This is a genomic window from secondary endosymbiont of Trabutina mannipara, from assembly GCF_900090215.1.
GTDB lineage: Bacteria > Pseudomonadota > Gammaproteobacteria > Enterobacterales > Enterobacteriaceae > Mikella.
This window is the reverse complement of sequence record NZ_LT594522.1, coordinates 110846-128195: the sequence shown is the minus strand read 5'-3', so window position 1 is coordinate 128195 and position 17350 is coordinate 110846. Positions and strand designations below refer to the sequence as shown.

General features: G+C 32.1%; 12 protein-coding genes, 1 tRNA gene and 1 pseudogene. 8 read left to right on the top strand and 6 right to left on the bottom strand.

Annotation, left to right across the window (positions count from 1 at the left end):
* Nucleotides 1-65: 65 nt before the first annotated feature.
* The 3 genes from cydC to trxB form a co-directional block, all read right to left on the bottom strand.
* Nucleotides 66-1787, bottom strand: a complete 1722-nt coding sequence (cydC, locus tag TREMTM_RS00625) for a heme ABC transporter ATP-binding protein/permease CydC (protein ID WP_083172352.1) — start codon at nt 1785-1787, stop codon at nt 66-68.
* 17 nt (nt 1788-1804) lie between these two features.
* The gene (gene cydD, locus TREMTM_RS00620; protein ID WP_083172351.1) at nt 1805-3541 is read right to left on the bottom strand and encodes a heme ABC transporter permease/ATP-binding protein CydD; all 1737 of its coding nucleotides are present in this window, start codon (nt 3539-3541) and stop codon (nt 1805-1807) included.
* 68 nt (nt 3542-3609) lie between these two features.
* A complete protein-coding gene (gene trxB / locus TREMTM_RS00615; RefSeq protein ID WP_408065647.1) occupies nt 3610-4557 on the bottom strand; it encodes a thioredoxin-disulfide reductase in 948 nt (315 codons plus the stop codon).
* Between the two features lie 354 nt (nt 4558-4911).
* Between trxB and serS the strand changes: the two genes are divergently transcribed.
* Nucleotides 4912-6210, top strand: a complete 1299-nt coding sequence (gene serS / locus TREMTM_RS00610) for a serine--tRNA ligase (protein ID WP_083172349.1) — start codon at nt 4912-4914, stop codon at nt 6208-6210.
* 13 nt (nt 6211-6223) lie between these two features.
* Here serS and rpoH read toward each other — a convergent pair whose 3' ends face one another.
* A complete protein-coding gene (gene rpoH, locus TREMTM_RS00605) occupies nt 6224-7081 on the bottom strand; it encodes an RNA polymerase sigma factor RpoH (protein ID WP_083172347.1) in 858 nt (285 codons plus the stop codon).
* Nucleotides 7082-7456: 375 nt separating this feature from the next.
* Between rpoH and rsmD the strand changes: the two genes are divergently transcribed.
* The 3 genes and pseudogenes from rsmD (at nt 7457) to uvrD (ending at nt 10926) form a co-directional block, all read left to right on the top strand.
* Nucleotides 7457-8047: a 16S rRNA (guanine(966)-N(2))-methyltransferase RsmD gene (gene rsmD / locus TREMTM_RS00600; protein WP_408065648.1), complete on the top strand. Its 591-nt coding sequence runs from the start codon at nt 7457-7459 to the stop codon at nt 8045-8047.
* Nucleotides 8048-8156: 109 nt separating this feature from the next.
* Entirely contained in the window at nt 8157-8696 is a 540-nt protein-coding gene (gene ppa / locus TREMTM_RS00595; RefSeq protein ID WP_083172344.1) for an inorganic diphosphatase, read from the top strand.
* A 91-nt stretch (nt 8697-8787) separates the two neighbouring features.
* Nucleotides 8788-10926: pseudogene (gene uvrD / locus TREMTM_RS00590) on the top strand (DNA helicase II).
* 36 nt (nt 10927-10962) lie between these two features.
* On the opposite strand, the gene TREMTM_RS00585 reads toward uvrD, so the two are convergent.
* A tRNA-Met gene (locus TREMTM_RS00585) sits at nt 10963-11036 on the bottom strand.
* Nucleotides 11037-11123: 87 nt separating this feature from the next.
* The gene (gene map / locus TREMTM_RS00580) at nt 11124-11918 is read right to left on the bottom strand and encodes a type I methionyl aminopeptidase (RefSeq protein WP_083172642.1); all 795 of its coding nucleotides are present in this window, start codon (nt 11916-11918) and stop codon (nt 11124-11126) included.
* A gap of 238 nt (nt 11919-12156) precedes the next feature.
* Between map and rpsB the strand changes: the two genes are divergently transcribed.
* The 4 genes from rpsB to bamA all read left to right on the top strand — a co-directional run bounded on the left by rpsB (nt 12157) and on the right by bamA (nt 17183).
* Nucleotides 12157-12864, top strand: a complete 708-nt coding sequence (gene rpsB, locus TREMTM_RS00575; protein ID WP_083172342.1) for a 30S ribosomal protein S2 — start codon at nt 12157-12159, stop codon at nt 12862-12864.
* Nucleotides 12865-12892: 28 nt separating this feature from the next.
* Nucleotides 12893-13750 (top strand): translation elongation factor Ts, encoded by an 858-nt coding sequence (gene tsf / locus TREMTM_RS00570; protein WP_083172341.1) that lies wholly within the window; start codon nt 12893-12895, stop codon nt 13748-13750.
* 50 nt (nt 13751-13800) lie between these two features.
* Entirely contained in the window at nt 13801-14352 is a 552-nt protein-coding gene (gene frr / locus TREMTM_RS00565; protein WP_083172339.1) for a ribosome recycling factor, read from the top strand.
* Between the two features lie 404 nt (nt 14353-14756).
* Nucleotides 14757-17183: an outer membrane protein assembly factor BamA gene (bamA, locus tag TREMTM_RS00560; protein WP_083172338.1), complete on the top strand. Its 2427-nt coding sequence runs from the start codon at nt 14757-14759 to the stop codon at nt 17181-17183.
* The last annotated feature ends 167 nt before the right edge of the window (nt 17184-17350 follow it).

Here is a 17350-nt window from a genome sequence, read left to right as displayed (position 1 = left end):
AATTAGAATTAATTTATATTATTATAAATTTTTTATGAACTCAGCCTACTAGGCGGAGATTTATTTTATACTATACCTCCGGCAAAATGATAATTATAATAACGGCCGCGCTGTTCCATTAATTCCTTATGGCTACCTTTTTCAATAAAGGTACCTCTATCCATAATATAAATACGATCTAAATTTTCTAATTCCTGAAGCCTATGGGTAACCATTATTAACGTGCGTCCTTTGCCCAGTTTAATTAGAAGCTGTAAAATTTGCTTTTCGGTAACTACATCAAGGCCATATGTGGGCTCATCTAGCAACCATAGCGGAGCTTCATGTAGAAGAATACGGGCGATTCCTATGCGGAGGTGTTCACCTCCTGAAAGAGATCTACCGCCATCTCCAAGCCATAGGTTTAATCCTTTGTTTTTAAGAAGTTTTTCTAATCCTACCAAATTCAATATGGTACATATTTTTTCATCATTAACATATGGAGCTGCCAAAAGAAGATTATCTCTTAATGTAGCGCTAAAAATATAAACTCGCTGAGGTACCACTGCAGTCATTGCGCGTAGCGCGCTTTCGCTCCACTGTGGTAACGGTATTCCATTAAACGTGATATATCCTTTTTGTGGATCCCAAGCTCGAGTCAATAATTGCAACATAGTTGATTTACCACTACCAGTATGGCCTAGTAAAGCAATATGTTCTCCAGCAGCAACATTTATCGACAAATTATTAATTGCTGGTACTTTATGCTGTGGATATTTAAAATATAATTTGTGAGCACTAAAAGTAACACTAGTAGCTGGTACTGGACCTCTATGAGGAAAAACTACATTTGGAAGTTGGTTAATAAGTATATTAAGGCGTACAGCAGATGCTATTACTTGTCCCAGATATTGAAAAGCACCTGCTACCGGAACTATGGCCTCAAATACCGAAAGTGTCGCGAAAAAGAACAGAGCAATAAGCTCTCTAAACGAATCATTTATAACACTACCAGCAGAAATCCACAATACAAATGTCAATGTTAGGCCAGTTAATAACTGGAGCACACTTTGTGCGCAAGCACCTATACTACTTTGACAACTCTGATGTATTTGCCATTTTTTTTCAGTATTATCTAGTTTGTTTCGATAGCGTTCTACGGCGCCATACACGGTAAGTTCAGCATTGCTAGAAAGCAATGTGTTAAGTTGCTGACGATAATTGTCACGAAAAATGGTTATTAATTCTCCTACACTTTTTACGTAACGATAAAAAAGTAGAGAAAATAGCACCAAGATACCCAATGTTAATATACCCAGTGTCAAGCTAAATTTTGGGTATAAAAGATATAGAATAGAAGTTACTGCTAATATAACAACTACCGCTACAGCTATCGGTGAAATAACTCGTAAATAAAGATTATCTAGAGTATCCACATCGCTTACCAAGCGGTTGAGTAATTCTGTTCGTTGAAAATGATTACTTGCACTAGGAAAAAGTGGTAAAATACGAATAAAAGTATAAATTCTTAAATATTTTAATACGTTGAAGGTAGCGTCGTGGGTAACAACTCGCTCTGTCCAGCGGCAAGTTGTGCGGATAATTGCAGCGATGCGCATACCTGCAGCAGGTAACATGTAGTTAAAATTTCCAACTATACCAGCCGTAGCTGCACTAGCTAAAAACCATCCTGATACAGTTAACAGACATATATGAGCAAATAAAGTAACAATTGTAAGTAAAAAACCCAAAAAAAATTGTTTTAATCGACGATGTAAAAAAAATAAATAAGGAAGTAAAACGCGCATATTTAGTGAAAAGTAATTTAAAAATCAGCTATTTTTCCAGTAGTGCTTACTAAATTGGTATAATTACCTTGGTGTTCTATAATACCATTATTCATCACCCAAATACTGTCAAAATAATTTATTAGATGTAGTTTATGTGTTACTAAAATCGTAGTCTGACGTAGCATAGTTTTTTCCAAAGTATTAATTATCAGTCTTTCGCTATGTATATCAAGACTAGCAGTAGGTTCGTCTAATAATAATAATCTAGGTATACGAATCAAAGCTCGTGCCAAAGCTACACGCTGTGCTTGTCCAAAAGATAGAAGACTTGCGTCTTCCCCTACAGAGCTATTTATACCATCTGATAGTGATATAAGTAAATCATCCAAATAAGTATCATTAACTACTTGCATTAACTGCAAATCATCTGCATCTGGAGCTCCCAGTAAAATATTATCACGTACAGTTATTGCCGGCAATAATGGATTTTGACTGACCCAGCTTAACTGTTTACGCCAAAGAAGTGGCGCTAGTTCGCGAAGTTCTATTCCGTTGACCAGTATAGAGCCTCTATATGGTAAAAAACCTAGTAATACTTTTAATAAAGAACTTTTTCCGGCACCGCTAGTACCTATGATAGCTATACGTTGTCCAGCTTTAACTGAAAAATTAAGCGGTCCAGCCAGTTTATTTCCATTAGGAGCTAGTATCCATAAATCACGAGCAATCAAATTGATAGGACCAGAAACAGGAATTTTATTTCCTATTACTTTATCATAATCATCTTCTAAAAAATATACTAATGATTCAGCTGCACCTACTGCCTTAGCCTTAGCATGATAAAAATTACCTAAATCTCGTAATGGTTGAAAGAATTCAGGGGCTAGTATTAGCACTAAAAATCCATCGAATAGCGTTATTTTTTTGCTGTAGCTACCTAAATTTAGTTTTCCTAAATAAGAGAAACCGAAATAAACTGCTAAAATAGCGATAAATATCGAAGAAAAAAATTCCAATACTCCTGATGATAGAAAAGCTAACCTTAATACTTCCATAGTGCGCTGACGAAATTTTTCAGTAAGACGGCAAATATTATTTTTTTCTGATTTTGCATTAAAAAAAATCCTGATGGTTTCTAACCCACGTAGACGATCAAGAAAATATCCAGATAAATGCTCTAAAGCTAAAAAATTACGTCTATTTGCTTCAGCAGCACCTGTACCTACCAAAAACATAAATAGTGGAATCATAGGTGCTGTAATAAATAGTATTAAACCTGATATCCAATTAATAGGAAAAATTACAATAAGAATCATGAAAGGCACTATTGCTGATATAAATATTTGTGGTAAATATCGAGCATAAAAATCTTGCATATTTTCTATTTGCTCAAGCAACATGCTAATCCAACTACCTGTTTTTTTTCTCTGGATCCATGCATGTCCTAGACGCTCAAACTGATCTAAAATTTGAGCACGTATTTTACGACGCAATAAACTACCAGCAATAAAACCTATACGTTCATGAACATAATTAACTACAGCGCGAAACGCAAATAACGTTACTAACGCAATAAAAAATTCTTTTAAATTAGAACGTTGAGTGCGATCTATAATCAATGCTTGTAGTAAAAAAGATAAAATATAAGAATGAGCAATAATAATTAATGCTCTTATTATTCCAAATAATATAGAAAGTTGTAGCCATCCTTTTATACGCTTACTTTGCAAGTTTAACCAATGTATAAGTATTTTTTGTCTACTATTATTCATTAAATTTATTTTTTAGATTAAAGTTCAAAGTAAATTATCATAAGTTTAATTTTTTCTAATATTATACCTTAATCTATCTTATTAAGATAACGCTCTGCGTCTAATGCAGCCATACATCCGGTACCAGCAGATGTAATAGCCTGGCCATAATTAGGATCTATAACGTCTCCAGCTGCAAAAACACCGGGAATAGAAGTAGAAGTAGCGTTACCGTTAATACCAGATTGGACACGTAGATAACCGTTTTTATGCAATACAAGTTGCGATCCGAAAATAGCTGTATTCGGGCTATGACCAATAGCGATAAATACACCAGAAACTTCAATATATTCATGCTTATTAGCGTTTATATCTTTTATGTATACACCTGTTACGCCCCTTTCGTTACCTAATATTTCTTTTATTATACTATTTTTATGCAATACTATATTATTGTTATTGACTTTATTCATTAGTCGGTCAAGACTAATTTTTTCAGAATTGAAAATATTGCCACGGTGGATTAAATGCACTTTTTCTGCAATCTTAGATAGATAAAGAGATTCCTCAACAGCGGTATTCCCCCCTCCAACTACAGCTACTTTTTTGTTACGGTAAAAAAATCCATCGCAGGTAGCGCAAGTAGAAACTCCTTTACCTTTATAAGCTTCTTCAGAAGGGAGGCCAAGATAGCGTGCTGAAGATCCAGTAGCGATAATAAGTGCCTGACATGTATATTCCTCTTTATCGCCAATAAGAAAAAAAGGAGATTTATGTAAATCTACTTCAGTAATGTAGTCAGAAATAATTTCTGTGTTAAATTTTTTGGCATGTACGTACATACGATCCATTAGCAAGGGACCAGTTAACAATTCGTGTTCTCCAGGCCAATTTTCTATCTCAGAAGTTGTTGTTAGCTGTCCTCCTTGTTCCATACCAGTAATTAGAACAGGATTTAAATTAGCACGTGCAGCATATATTGCTGCTGTATACCCTGCTGGTCCTGAACCCAATATTAGTAATTTACTGTTTTTCATCGTATATATATTTTCCAAATATCAAATTTAACAAAGTTGTAAGTACATTAAAGAAAATAAATTCATAGAAATCCTTTTCAAGTTTTTTCAAAAAAACTATTAGTTCACATTTATTTTTATTATACCGTAAAATATATTATAATTTTCCAAATGTAAATTATAAATTTTACACTAAAATAAGGTATAAATTTGGATGACTAGCGTTAGGGTAAAACAATATTGACAAAGGTAATTAGAATAATAAAATAGCTAACTAAGCTATATAAGCTAACTAAGCTATATATAATAGCATTATCTAAATTAAATTTAGGTAAAATTAAATTTAGGTAATTTTCCTCCTACAATAGGGATAATATGCTTGATCCTAATCTACTGCGTAGTAATAAGCTTAATACTGTTACTAAAAAATTAGCTCTTAGAAAATTTAAAATAGATGTAGTAGCACTGCGTAAACAGGAAGAGCACCGTAAATTGTTCCAAATTAAAATGGAAAAACTACAAGCTAAACGTAATGCACTTTCTAAGAAGATAGGCTTCGAAAAGTTACGTGGAGAAGATATTAAGCTACTGTGCCAAGAAGTAAATGATCTTGATGAACAATTAAGCACTGCTAAATATGAACTAAAAGCATTACAAGAATCAATAAGTAACTACGCACTTTCTTTGCCTAATATTCCCGCAGATGAGGTGCCTGATGGCAGACAAGAAAAAAATAATAAAGAAGTTTTACGTTGGGGAAAACCAAAAAATTATGATTTTAACATTAGAGATCATGTAGAACTTGGCAAAGTTGTGGAAGGTTTTGATTTTTCTGCAGCAGTAAAGCTAACTGGTACACGTTTTGTAGTAATGCGTGGTAAAATTGCACAATTACATCGTGCGCTGACCCAGTTTATGTTAGATTTACATACCGAACAGCACGGATATATAGAATATTATCTTCCTTATATAGTTAATAAGTTTTCACTTTATGGCACAGGTCAATTGCCAAAATTTTCTAAAGATCTATTCTATGTACAGTCATTAAACGAAGAAATAGAGAAAAAATCCTATGCATTAATACCAACAGCAGAAGTACCGCTAACTAATCTACTACGTAACCAAATAATTGAAGAAGACGCGCTTCCACTTAAGATGACTGCCCATACGCCGTGCTTTCGTTCTGAAGCTGGATCTTACGGACGTGATAATAGGGGACTTATTCGTATGCATCAGTTTGAAAAAGTTGAAATCATGCAGGTGGTGAAACCAGAGCAGTCTATGCAGGCGCTAGAAGAAATAACCGGACATGCTGAAAAAGTACTACAACTGCTGCAGCTTCCATATCGAAAAATACTGCTAAGTACCGTTGATATGAGTTTTGCATCTTGTAAAACATATGATTTAGAAGTATGGCTTCCAGCACAAAATACCTATAGAGAAATATCTTCGTGTTCGAATATCGGTGATTTTCAAGCGCGACGAATTTTAGCACGCTATCGAAGCAAGAAGGATAATAAGCTGCAACTTGTACATACATTAAACGGCTCTGGACTTGCTGTTGGCCGCACCCTAGTAGCTGTACTTGAAAATTATCAGCTATCTGATGGAAGGATTGAAATTCCTTCGATAATTAGGCCCTATATGGGCTGTATAACCCATATCAACAACTAAATAGCTTATTTTTTTATTCCTCGATCGCTAAACGTATTTTTTTCATTGCATTTTTTTCAAGTTGACGCACACGTTCTGCTGAAATACCATACTTGTAGGCTAATGATTGCAGGGTACTTTTATTAGTATCATCTAACCAACGCGCACGTATGATGTTACGGCTTCGCTCATCAAGTGCTCTTAGAGCTATACTTAACTTATCAACAGCATGATTGTCCCAATTAGCCTCTTCAATGCTATCAGCAAAATCAGATGATTTATCATGTAAATAAAGTAAGGGAGCAATAGTATGTCCTTCTGAATTTTCATCTTCTGGTGTTGGATCAAAAGCTATGTCTTGATCAGCCATACGGGACTCCATTTCACGAACATCTTTGCTAGATACGCCTAGCTCTTTTGCTACCATTTCTACTTCTTTTTGGTTAAACCAACCTAATCTAGGTTTAGTTTTACGCAGATTAAAGAATAGTTTGCGCTGTGCTTTAGTAGTCGCTATTTTTACAATACGCCAGTTGCGCAATACGTATTCGTGAATTTCAGCTTTAATCCAATGAACTACAAATGAAACCAAACGCACCCCTACTTTGGGGTTAAAACGTCTAACTGCTTTCATTAAACCGATATTTCCTTCCTGGATTAAATCAGCTTGAGGTAGGCCATATCCTGAATAATTACGTGCAATATGAATAACAAAACGCAAATGTGACAATATTAGTTGCTTTGCAGCCTCTAAATCGCTATGATAGTGAAACCTTTCCGCCAACTCTAGTTCTTCTTTTGCTGTTAACATTGGATAAGCATTAGCAGTCCTAACATAGTATTCTAAACTTCCCTGGGGAACATAAGCTAAAATTTGCATATATTTAATCATTTATGACCTCTAACTAGTAGAAAAGCCGCTTTTGCATTACGCTAAATCTTAGTTCTTAATAATTTTTTTGCAACTATTATATATATAAAAATATTATCTAGGTGTAAACTTGTATATGTAAACTTAATCTAATCAATTTTAAGATTAAACCTGGTATAGATACCACGGTATAGATACCACTATGTAGTTGAACCAGGATAAATCAATATTTTATTTTTAACGTAAAATGGCGTTAATTTTTAGTAAAATTTCATGTAAAATAAAAAATTTTATCTGAATTTTTCATTTTTTTTGATATAATTATCATACAATTTAAATCATACAATTATCATACAATTTAAATCATACAATTTAATTGTATATTTATATAATTTGATTTTTAAAAAAAATAAAAAATTTACTAATAATTGTCCTACTGGAATAATTCGTATTATTGGTGGTATGTGGCGTGGTAGTAAAATTTTAGTGCCAAATAGGACAGCTTTGCGACCTACTCCTAACAGAGTACGGGAAACTTTATTTAATTGGTTAGCGCCGTTTATTAGGGGGGCACACTGTCTAGATTGTTTCGCTGGAAGCGGGGCTTTGGGCATAGAGGCATTATCTCGTGCTGCTGCTAGCGTAACACTAATTGAGCAAGATAGATTAATTAGTCAACAACTTTTAAATAAGTTGCAACTATTACAGACAAAACAAGCGCAGGTTATCACTACAGATACCAATTTGTGGCTAGCACATTCATCAGATGCTAATAAGTTTGATATTGTTTTTATTGATCCTCCATTTAATCAGGGTATGATATCTAAAACCGTAGCTTTTCTAGAGTATTACAATCATCTTGCAAAAAAATCTTGGATTTACATCGAAACTGAAAAAAAAGGTACCTATTCTATACCCATTAATTGGAAAATATATAAGGAAAAGGTTGCAGGAAAAGTAGCATACAGGCTATATTTACGTACATAAACTTTAGCTTAACAGCTGAATAATATTTCAATGAAATATTGCTTATAGTTTTATGCTATTTTTTTATTAATTTTCGTCTAACTATTATTTAAGTTCAGAGAACAATAAAATGATCATAAATAAAATACCAAAAATTAAAAATTTACCAGAAGATATTTATGTAATTATTGAAATTCCAGCCAATGCTGATCCTATTAAATACGAAATTGATAAGGAAAGCGGCGCTCTATTTGTAGAACGTTTTCTGTATGCAACGATGTTTTATCCATGCAATTATGGATATATTAACCATACCTTATCTCTAGATGGGGATCCAGTAGACGTGTTAGTACCGACCCCATATCCGCTGCAGCCAGGATCTGTAATTAAGAGTCGCCCGGTAGGGATACTAAAAATGACAGATGAATTAGGTGAAGATTCTAAAATTGTTGCTGTACCGCATTCTAAGATATCAAAAGAATATGAACACATCAAGGATATTGATAATTTTCCATCACTCCTGAAAGAACAAATTATACATTTTTTCGAACACTATAAAGATATTGAAAAAGGTAAATGGGTAAAGATTTTAGGTTGGGATAATGCTGAAGCAGCTAAAAAAGAAATATTAAATTCATTAGAACGTGCTATAAAAATTAAAAAAATTTAAAAAATTGCTGATTATAGGCGCTGCTTTAATTTTAAAATTTAAAAATTTAGCCTTTACGTATTAAAAATTTAGCATATTTTAAAGGTCAGTTGTGGAAGTTTACAATATACTAAAAAATTTAAATTATAAACAACGGAAAGCAGTTACTGCACCTAAAGGGAATTTTTTGGTGCTAGCAGGTGCTGGAAGCGGTAAAACTAAAGTTTTGGTACATCGTATAGCCTGGTTAATATCTGTTAAAAAATGTTCTCCATATTCAGTAATTGCAGCAACATTTACTAACAAAGCAGCTGTTAAAATGCTAAATTGTATCGAATACCTTCTAAGTACTAGACACAATAGCATGTGTATTGGCACTTTTCATGGATTAGCTTACCGCTTGTTGCGTTCCCACTATCAGGATGCTAACCTTCCGCAAAATTTTAAGATTATCGATAGCGAAGATCAGCTAAGATTATTAAAACGCATTATTCGCGAAATGAATCTAGATGATAAAAAGTGGACACCTATTCAAGCAAGGTGGTATATAGACAAAAAAAAAGATGAAGGTTTACGCCCTAAAAAAGATTACGGTAACTCGGTTGAAGCTACTTTGCAAGATATTTATCAAATATATCAAGAAACATGCGATCGTACCGGGATAGTAGATTTTGCTGAATTAATGTTGCGATCATATGAATTATGGATAAATAAACAACATATTCTTAATTATTATCGTAATCGATTTACTAATATTTTAGTAGATGAATTTCAGGATATGAATAAAATTCAGTATGAATGGATTAAGATATTAGTTAGTAATAACAGTAATATAATGATCGTTGGTGATGATGATCAGTCTATTTATGGCTGGCGTGGAGCTAATATAAAAAATATTCAGCGATTTATTTATGATTTTTCTAATGCAAAGATAATACGATTAGAACAAAATTACCGTTCTACCAACAATATTTTGCAAGCTGCTAATACACTTATTGCTCATAATAATAGCAGATTAGGAAAGATTCTATGGACTAAAAAAATAGAAGGTGAACCAATTACACTGTATCATGCTTTTAACGAACTAGATGAAGCTAATTTTGTTGTAAATAGTATTAAGAATAATTATATACATGGTATAGATCTTAAAAAATGCGCTATTCTTTATCGAAATAATGCTCAATCACGTGTATTAGAAGAAACATTATTACAAGCTAGTCTAGCTTATAGTATTTATGGTGGTATTAGATTCTTTGAGCGTCAAGAAATTAAGGATGCACTTTCATATCTGCGACTTATCGATAACCATAATGATGATTCAGCTTATGAAAGAGTGATTAATATGCCACCTAGAGGAATCGGTGATCGTACACTAGATTTAATTAGGCTGATTTCTAAAAAGAAAAAAATAACACTTTGGCAATCTAGCAAAATATTGCTTACAGAAAATTTACTAAACAAGCGCTTAAATGCTGCACTTAGGAATTTTTTAAAATTGCTAGATAATCTAACAAAGGAAATTTCTGATTTACCGTTATATTTACAGACTGATAGAGTAATTAGAAACTCCGGTTTGTTGGAAATGTACGAAAAAGAAAAAAGCGAAAGAGGTAAGATACGTATTGAAAATCTTAAAGAACTAGTTACAGCCACCAGCCAATTTCAATTGAGCTATAATAAAAAAAATAAAGATTTAAAACCACTACAATCTTTTCTATCACACACTGTTCTAGAAGACAATAAATCAGCTAGTAGTACGAAAGATGCAGTACAATTAATGACATTGCATTCATCCAAAGGACTTGAATTTCCTTATGTTTTTATTGTAGGAATGGAAGAAGGAATGTTTCCTAACAAAAATTCAATAAAAGACAAAGAACTTCTAGAAGAAGAACGTAGATTAGCGTATGTTGGCATCACTCGTGCTATGGAGCATTTGACTATTATTTATGCAAAAAAACGCCATATAAACGGTAAAGAAGTCTGTTATAGACCTTCACGCTTTATAAGCGAATTACCATATACGTGTTTTAAAAAACATAGTTATGTAACAAAAATGAAAAATAAAAAAAATTGTAGAAATATCTAATTTTTTTCTATTGGACAGAAAATATTTCATCCTAAATTTGGTAAAGGCATAGTACTAGAAGATGGATATCATGGTGAACAAAGTTGCCTGAAGATTAATTTTAAAAATCATGGTATAAAATGGTTAGTAGCAGCTTACGCACGTCTTAAATTAGATATTTAAATCTGGATGATAAATAAAATAAATTATATATTTTTATTGCGGGAGTCGGATTTGAACCAACGACCTTCGGGTTATGAGCCCGACGAGCTACCAGACTGCTCCATCCCGCGATAAAATATAATTATAAATTATATATGATATTAATGCAATAATTTTTTATATTTTAAAAAAATATTTTATTTAATTTATATATATTATTATGTTAAGTGGTGAATTACCTTCTGTAAGGTATCATCAGTATTTAAAGTTAGAATTTCACATCCGTCTTCGGTAACAACAACTGTATGTTCGTATTGCGCAGATAGGCTACGATCTGTAGTTTTTACAGTCCAACCATCTTTCATAGTATGAATACGAAAGTCACCAGCATTTACCATAGGTTCTATAGTAAAGACCATTCCTGGTTTTAACACAATACCGCCGTCGTCTGCATCATAATGCAATACCTGTGGATATTCATGAAAATTTTTTCCTATACCATGACCGCAATATTCACGTACTACTGAAAATTTTTTTGCTTCTACGAATTGTTGTATTGCTTTACCAATAGTGCGTAAACGAATACCTGGCTTAACCATACGTATAGCTAAATAAAGGCTTTCTTTTGTTATCTGGCATAACCTTTTACCAATAATAGTTGGATTTCCGACAATAAACATCTTTGATGTATCACCGTAAAATCCTTGTTTTATTACAGCGACGTCGATATTTAAAATGTCCCCATTTTTTAGTTTGTGCTTATAGCACGGAATGCCGTGGCATACTACTTCATTCACTGAAATACAAACTGATTTTGGAAAACCATGATAGCCTAATGATGCAGAAATAGCATTCTGCTTTTGGGTTATATATTTTTTACATAAATGATCTAATTCTCCTGTACTTACACCAATTTTAATATAAGGTTTTATTATTTCTAGTACTTCTGCTGCTAGCTTTCCAGCAATACGCATTTTAGCAATATCATCAGGTTTTTTAATTAAAATGTCCATCTCTAAATCAGAATAGAGTATTTGCATAAATTGAGCACCATAAGTTATAATATTTTGAATACATATTTAGTTTAAACATAGTTTATAATATAAAATTATCATGCTAATTTTAACTAGCATAGTTCATCAATGATGCTAATTAAATACACACCACGTATCGACACATGTGTTGGGGTGCTATGATTATAATGATAAATTATTATACGTGGGAGCATAAAACTAAAATTAGAGGTTAATCATGACAACTATTTCAATGCGTATCCTATTTCATGCAGGTGTTCATTTTGGTCACCAAACTCGTTATTGGAACCCCAAAATGAAACCTTTCATTTTGGGAATTCGTAATAAAATTCATATTATCAATTTAGATAAAACATTAATCATGTTTAATGAAGCTCTAAAAGAGCTAAAAAAAATAGCTTTACGTAAAGGTAAAATTTTATTTGTTGGCACCAAAAAATCAGCAAACGAAGAAGTAAAAGAAGCAGCTAATAGTTGTAATCAATTTTTCGTAAACTACCGTTGGTTAGGTGGAATGTTGACTAATTGGAAAACGGTTCGTCAATCAATAAAACGTTTAAAAGAATTAGAAATCCAGTCTCAAGATGGTACTTTCGAAAAGATTACTAAAAAAGAGGCGTTGATACGTAGTAGAGAAAAAAATAAACTTGAAAAGAGTCTAGATGGCATAAAGGATATGGGGGGGTTACCGGATGCACTATTTGTTATAGATGCGAAACACGAACAAATTGCTATTAAAGAAGCTAATAATCTGGGAATTCCAGTTTTTGCTATTGTTGACACTAATTCTGATCCTGAGTGCGTGAATTTTATTATTCCTGGCAATGACGACGCTACCCGTGCAATTAAATTATATTTAAATGTAGTAACAACAACCATCCGTAAGGATGATTCTCAAAATCTAGTATTAGAACGTACTGGATAAAATTTTTTATAAAAATAATGGAAAATTAATGGCTAATATTACTACTGCTATGATAAAAGAAATACGTGAGCGTACTGGCATAAGCATTATGGAATGTAAAAAAGCTCTAGTTGAATCTAAGGGAGATATTGAACTAGCAATCGATAAAATGCGTAAATTAGGTAAGGTTAAAGCTGCGAAAAAAGCTGGAAGAGTTGCTACTGAAGGTATCATTCTTAATAAAATAACTCCTGATATAAAATATGGTGTTCTCATAGAGATAAACTGTGAAACTGATTTCGTTGCAAAAAATGTTGCTTTTAAAGCATTTTGTGACGAAGTTATTAATGTAGCAACAGAAGAGCGCATCATGAATATTGAAAATATCCAAACTAAATTTGAAAAAAAACGAACTGAGTTAATAGTTAAATTTGGTGAAAATATTAACATACGCCGTATTGGTATTTTAGAAGGAGACATACTAGTCTCTTACCTACACAATAATACACATATTGGTGTTATAGTTTCCGCTACCAATGCAGATATAGTTTCTGCTACCGATGTAACAACTAAAAAATTAGTGATGAAGCATGTTGCAATGCATATTGCTGCTATTAAACCAGAATATATAAAAGTTGAAGATATACCATCTAAGATGGTATATAATGAAAATAAAATTCAACTAGATATTGTAAGAAATTTAGGTTGTAAATCACAGGAAATGACCCAAAAAATTGTTGAAGGTCGTATGCGTAAGTTTTTTGAAGAGATTTGCCTAAATGATCAGTTATTTGTAATGGATCAGAGTAAAACTGTTGGTAAATTATTATGTGAATACGGTATTAAAATTAATAAATTTATACGTTTTGAAGTTGGTGAAGGTATTCAAAAAAGAATTCTATTTTGATAGTAAAAATAGGAACTAATTCAGTATAACTAAAGGTAAAGGTTAACAACGTGATTAATAAAATCTGTAAAGATGCTGAGATTAGCATGGAAAAATGCGTAGAGGCTTTTAAAAAACATATTAGTAAAATCCGCACTGGACGTGCTTCTCCGAGTTTACTTGATAGTATTCAGATTGAATATTACGGGAAAATGATGCAATTGCGTCAGCTATCTAACATTCTTACAGAAGATTCCCATACTCTATCTATCACATTATTTGATCGTACTTTAATACCAGCGGTAGAAAAGGCTATTCTAACTTCTGATTTAGGGCTGACTCCTTCTTCTACAGGAACACTCATTATAGTACCTATTCCTCCACTTACTGAAGAACGTAGACGTGCTTTGATTAAAGCAGTTAACTCAGAGGCAGAACAGTGCAGAGTGTCAGTACGTAATGTTAGACGTTATGCTAACGTTAAAATTAAATCTTTATTAAAAGATAAAATTATCGATGAAGACAATGATTATCGTTTGCAAGAAATAATTCAAAAATTGACTAATTTTTGGATTAAAAAAATAGATATTCTTCTTAAGAAAAAAGAAGAAGAATTAATGTAAATTTAATTTTTTCACTACTACTACCTATGTTAAATATCAACATATTAACCTTTTTTTTCTTTATTCTATTTTAGAAAAAAATTTTCTATCTGCTACTTTACTAAAGCAGTATTTAATTACATATTGTTGTTATCAATTTTTTTCAAAAAATTGTCTTTGATCTTGTATATGCTTATTAGTGCTTTTAAATTTCAATTGTCGATACTAAAATCTATATTTTTTTATGCTTGCGTAATCAAGTGTCCTAATGATTAAAATAAAGTTCGCTTATTAGGTATTTTAATGATTTTGTACCACCCTTATTTTCTGCTGGAGTAGCACTCTAAAATGAGTTAAAATGAGTACTTGGTCTATATGCATTTTAATCTGATAATATCAGATTAAATTATCTAACAACGCCAATAATAGCGATGAAAAAATTGCTGCTCATAGTAGTGGCACTACTTTTAAGTAGTGTTAATAGCGCTACCGTATACGGTACAGAATACAGTGAAAATGATGCATTCGTAGTAAAAAAAATTTTTTTTGAAGGAATGCACAAAATTACCATAGATACAGCATTACTATTCATACCAATTTGTATCGGCGATATAATAACTACTGAAGATATCAGCAATACTATACGTGTTCTCTTTGCTACCGAAAATTTTGATGATGTTAGGGTATTACGTAATATAGATTCACTATTTATAAATGTAAAAGAGCGTCCTACTATTACTAAAATTACCTTTTCAGGAAATTCTTTAATAAAATATTATATGCTTAAGCAAAACCTTGATATTCAAGGTATTATAGTAGGTGATAATCTTGACAGAGCTATTATTTACCATCTAAAAAGATGGCTAGAAGATTTTTACTACAGCAACGGTAAATACAACGCTATAGTTAAAGTATTAGTTATGCCACAGTCGCTTAACTGCGTAGATATAAAGCTAGTTTTTAACGAAGGTATATCAGCAAAAGTTCAGCAAATCAACATTATTGGTAACCATAACTTTACTAAAGATAATTTAACTTCAAAATTTAAGATACGAGATAAATGGTACGTAGGTCATCGTAAATACCAAAAAAAAAATTTAGCTAAAGATTTAGAATCTATGTACAGTTTTTATCTTGATTACGGTTATGTCCGTTTTAATATTGAATCTACGCAAGTAAATTTAACTACTGATAAAAAAAACATATTTATTACAATAAATATTACCGAAGGCGCACAATATAAGTTATGCAGCACGGTAGTTAACGGTAATATGGCTGGCTACTTTTTAGAGATAGAAAATTTAACAAAAGTGCATCACTGTGAACTATATAACAACTCTAATATTAGAAAAGTAAAAGAAAAGATAAAACAATTGATGGGTAGTTACGGTTATGCCTATCCCAGCGTATTAACTCAGGTAGAAATAAAAGATGTTGATAAAACGGTTAATTTGCATATCAAAATTGACGCTGGTAAACGTTTTTACGTACGAAAAATACTATTTGAAGGCAATGACATTACAAAAGATCTAGTAATCCGTAGGGAAATACCCCAAAAAGAAGGTGTCAAATTTTGCAGTGATTTGATATATCAAGGTAAAGAACACTTAAATAGACTAGGTTATTTTGAAAAAGTGGATGTAAAAACACAGCCAGTTCCTGGTTATACTAATCAAATAGATGTAATTTATAATATTAAAGAAAGAAATACCGGCAGTATAAATATGGGTATTGGTTTAGGAACTGATAGCGGAGTTAGCTTTCATTTCGGTATTCAACAAGATAACTGGCTAGGAACTGGTAACACTGTTAGTTTAATTGGGAATAAAAATAACTATAAAAATTATGCTGAACTATCGATAAATTATCCATACTTAACAGTAAGTGGTATTAGTTTAGGAAGTAAACTATTCTATAATGATTTTATCAATGATAAGACAGATTTGTCAAACTATGATTTGCGTAGTTACGGTTTTAGTACTACTTTATGTTTTCCGATTAATAAAAAAAATTTGCTAAATATAAGTATAAATTACGTGCATAATAATCTTCTTAAGAGAGAACCTAAGGTAACAATATGGCACTACTTAAATAGTATAGGCATCAATACTAAACCTAAGATAACTACTACTAATAATAAAATAAAAAATAATTTAAGTGCCTATGATTTCTTTATCTATATCGGATTAAAATATAATAATCTAGACAATGGATACTTTCCTACTGTGGGTTTAAACGCTATATTTAACGGTAAAATTACGATGCCAGGTTCAAATAACAAATATTACAAAATAACATTTGATGCTAGTAAATATATTCCACTAAGTGAAAGCGGTAACTGGGTGCTTAAAAGCCGTGCACATATCGGATATGCTGACGGTTTTAGTGGCAATGAAGTGCCATTTTATGATAATTTCTATACTGGTGGTGCCAGTACTGTACGCGGATTTCGAAATAATACAATTGGTCCTAAAGAAGTGTATTCTAGATACAACAGTAGTAATATTAGTATTAATTATGATTATAGCGACGCTGTAGGTGGTAATGTGCTGGCTATAGCCAGCGCTGAATTTATTTTTCCTACACCTTTTTTAATAAAAAACTCATTACGAACATCACTATTTATTGATAGTGGTTCCGTTTGGAATACAGATTGGCAAAATAATAGCGCAACCTACTATGCAACTATTCCTGACTATAGTAATCCCGGTAATATCCGTATTTCTACGGGCATAGCCATGCAGTGGCTGTCGCCGCTAGGTCCTTTGTCATTCTCTTATGCTCAGCCAATTAAGAAATATGACGGAGATAAGTCAGAACAATTACAGTTTAATATTGGTAAATCATGGTAGTATTACCGGCAGAAAACATAGTTAGGCGTCGACGACTTTAATTCAAATTTATAATAATAATTTATTTATTAGCTTGTATTGTATCTTTGTTTAGCTGAAAATTTGGCAAAATTGATCTTCATTGCATCTTCAGATACATAACAGGCATCTTCAGATACATAACAGAA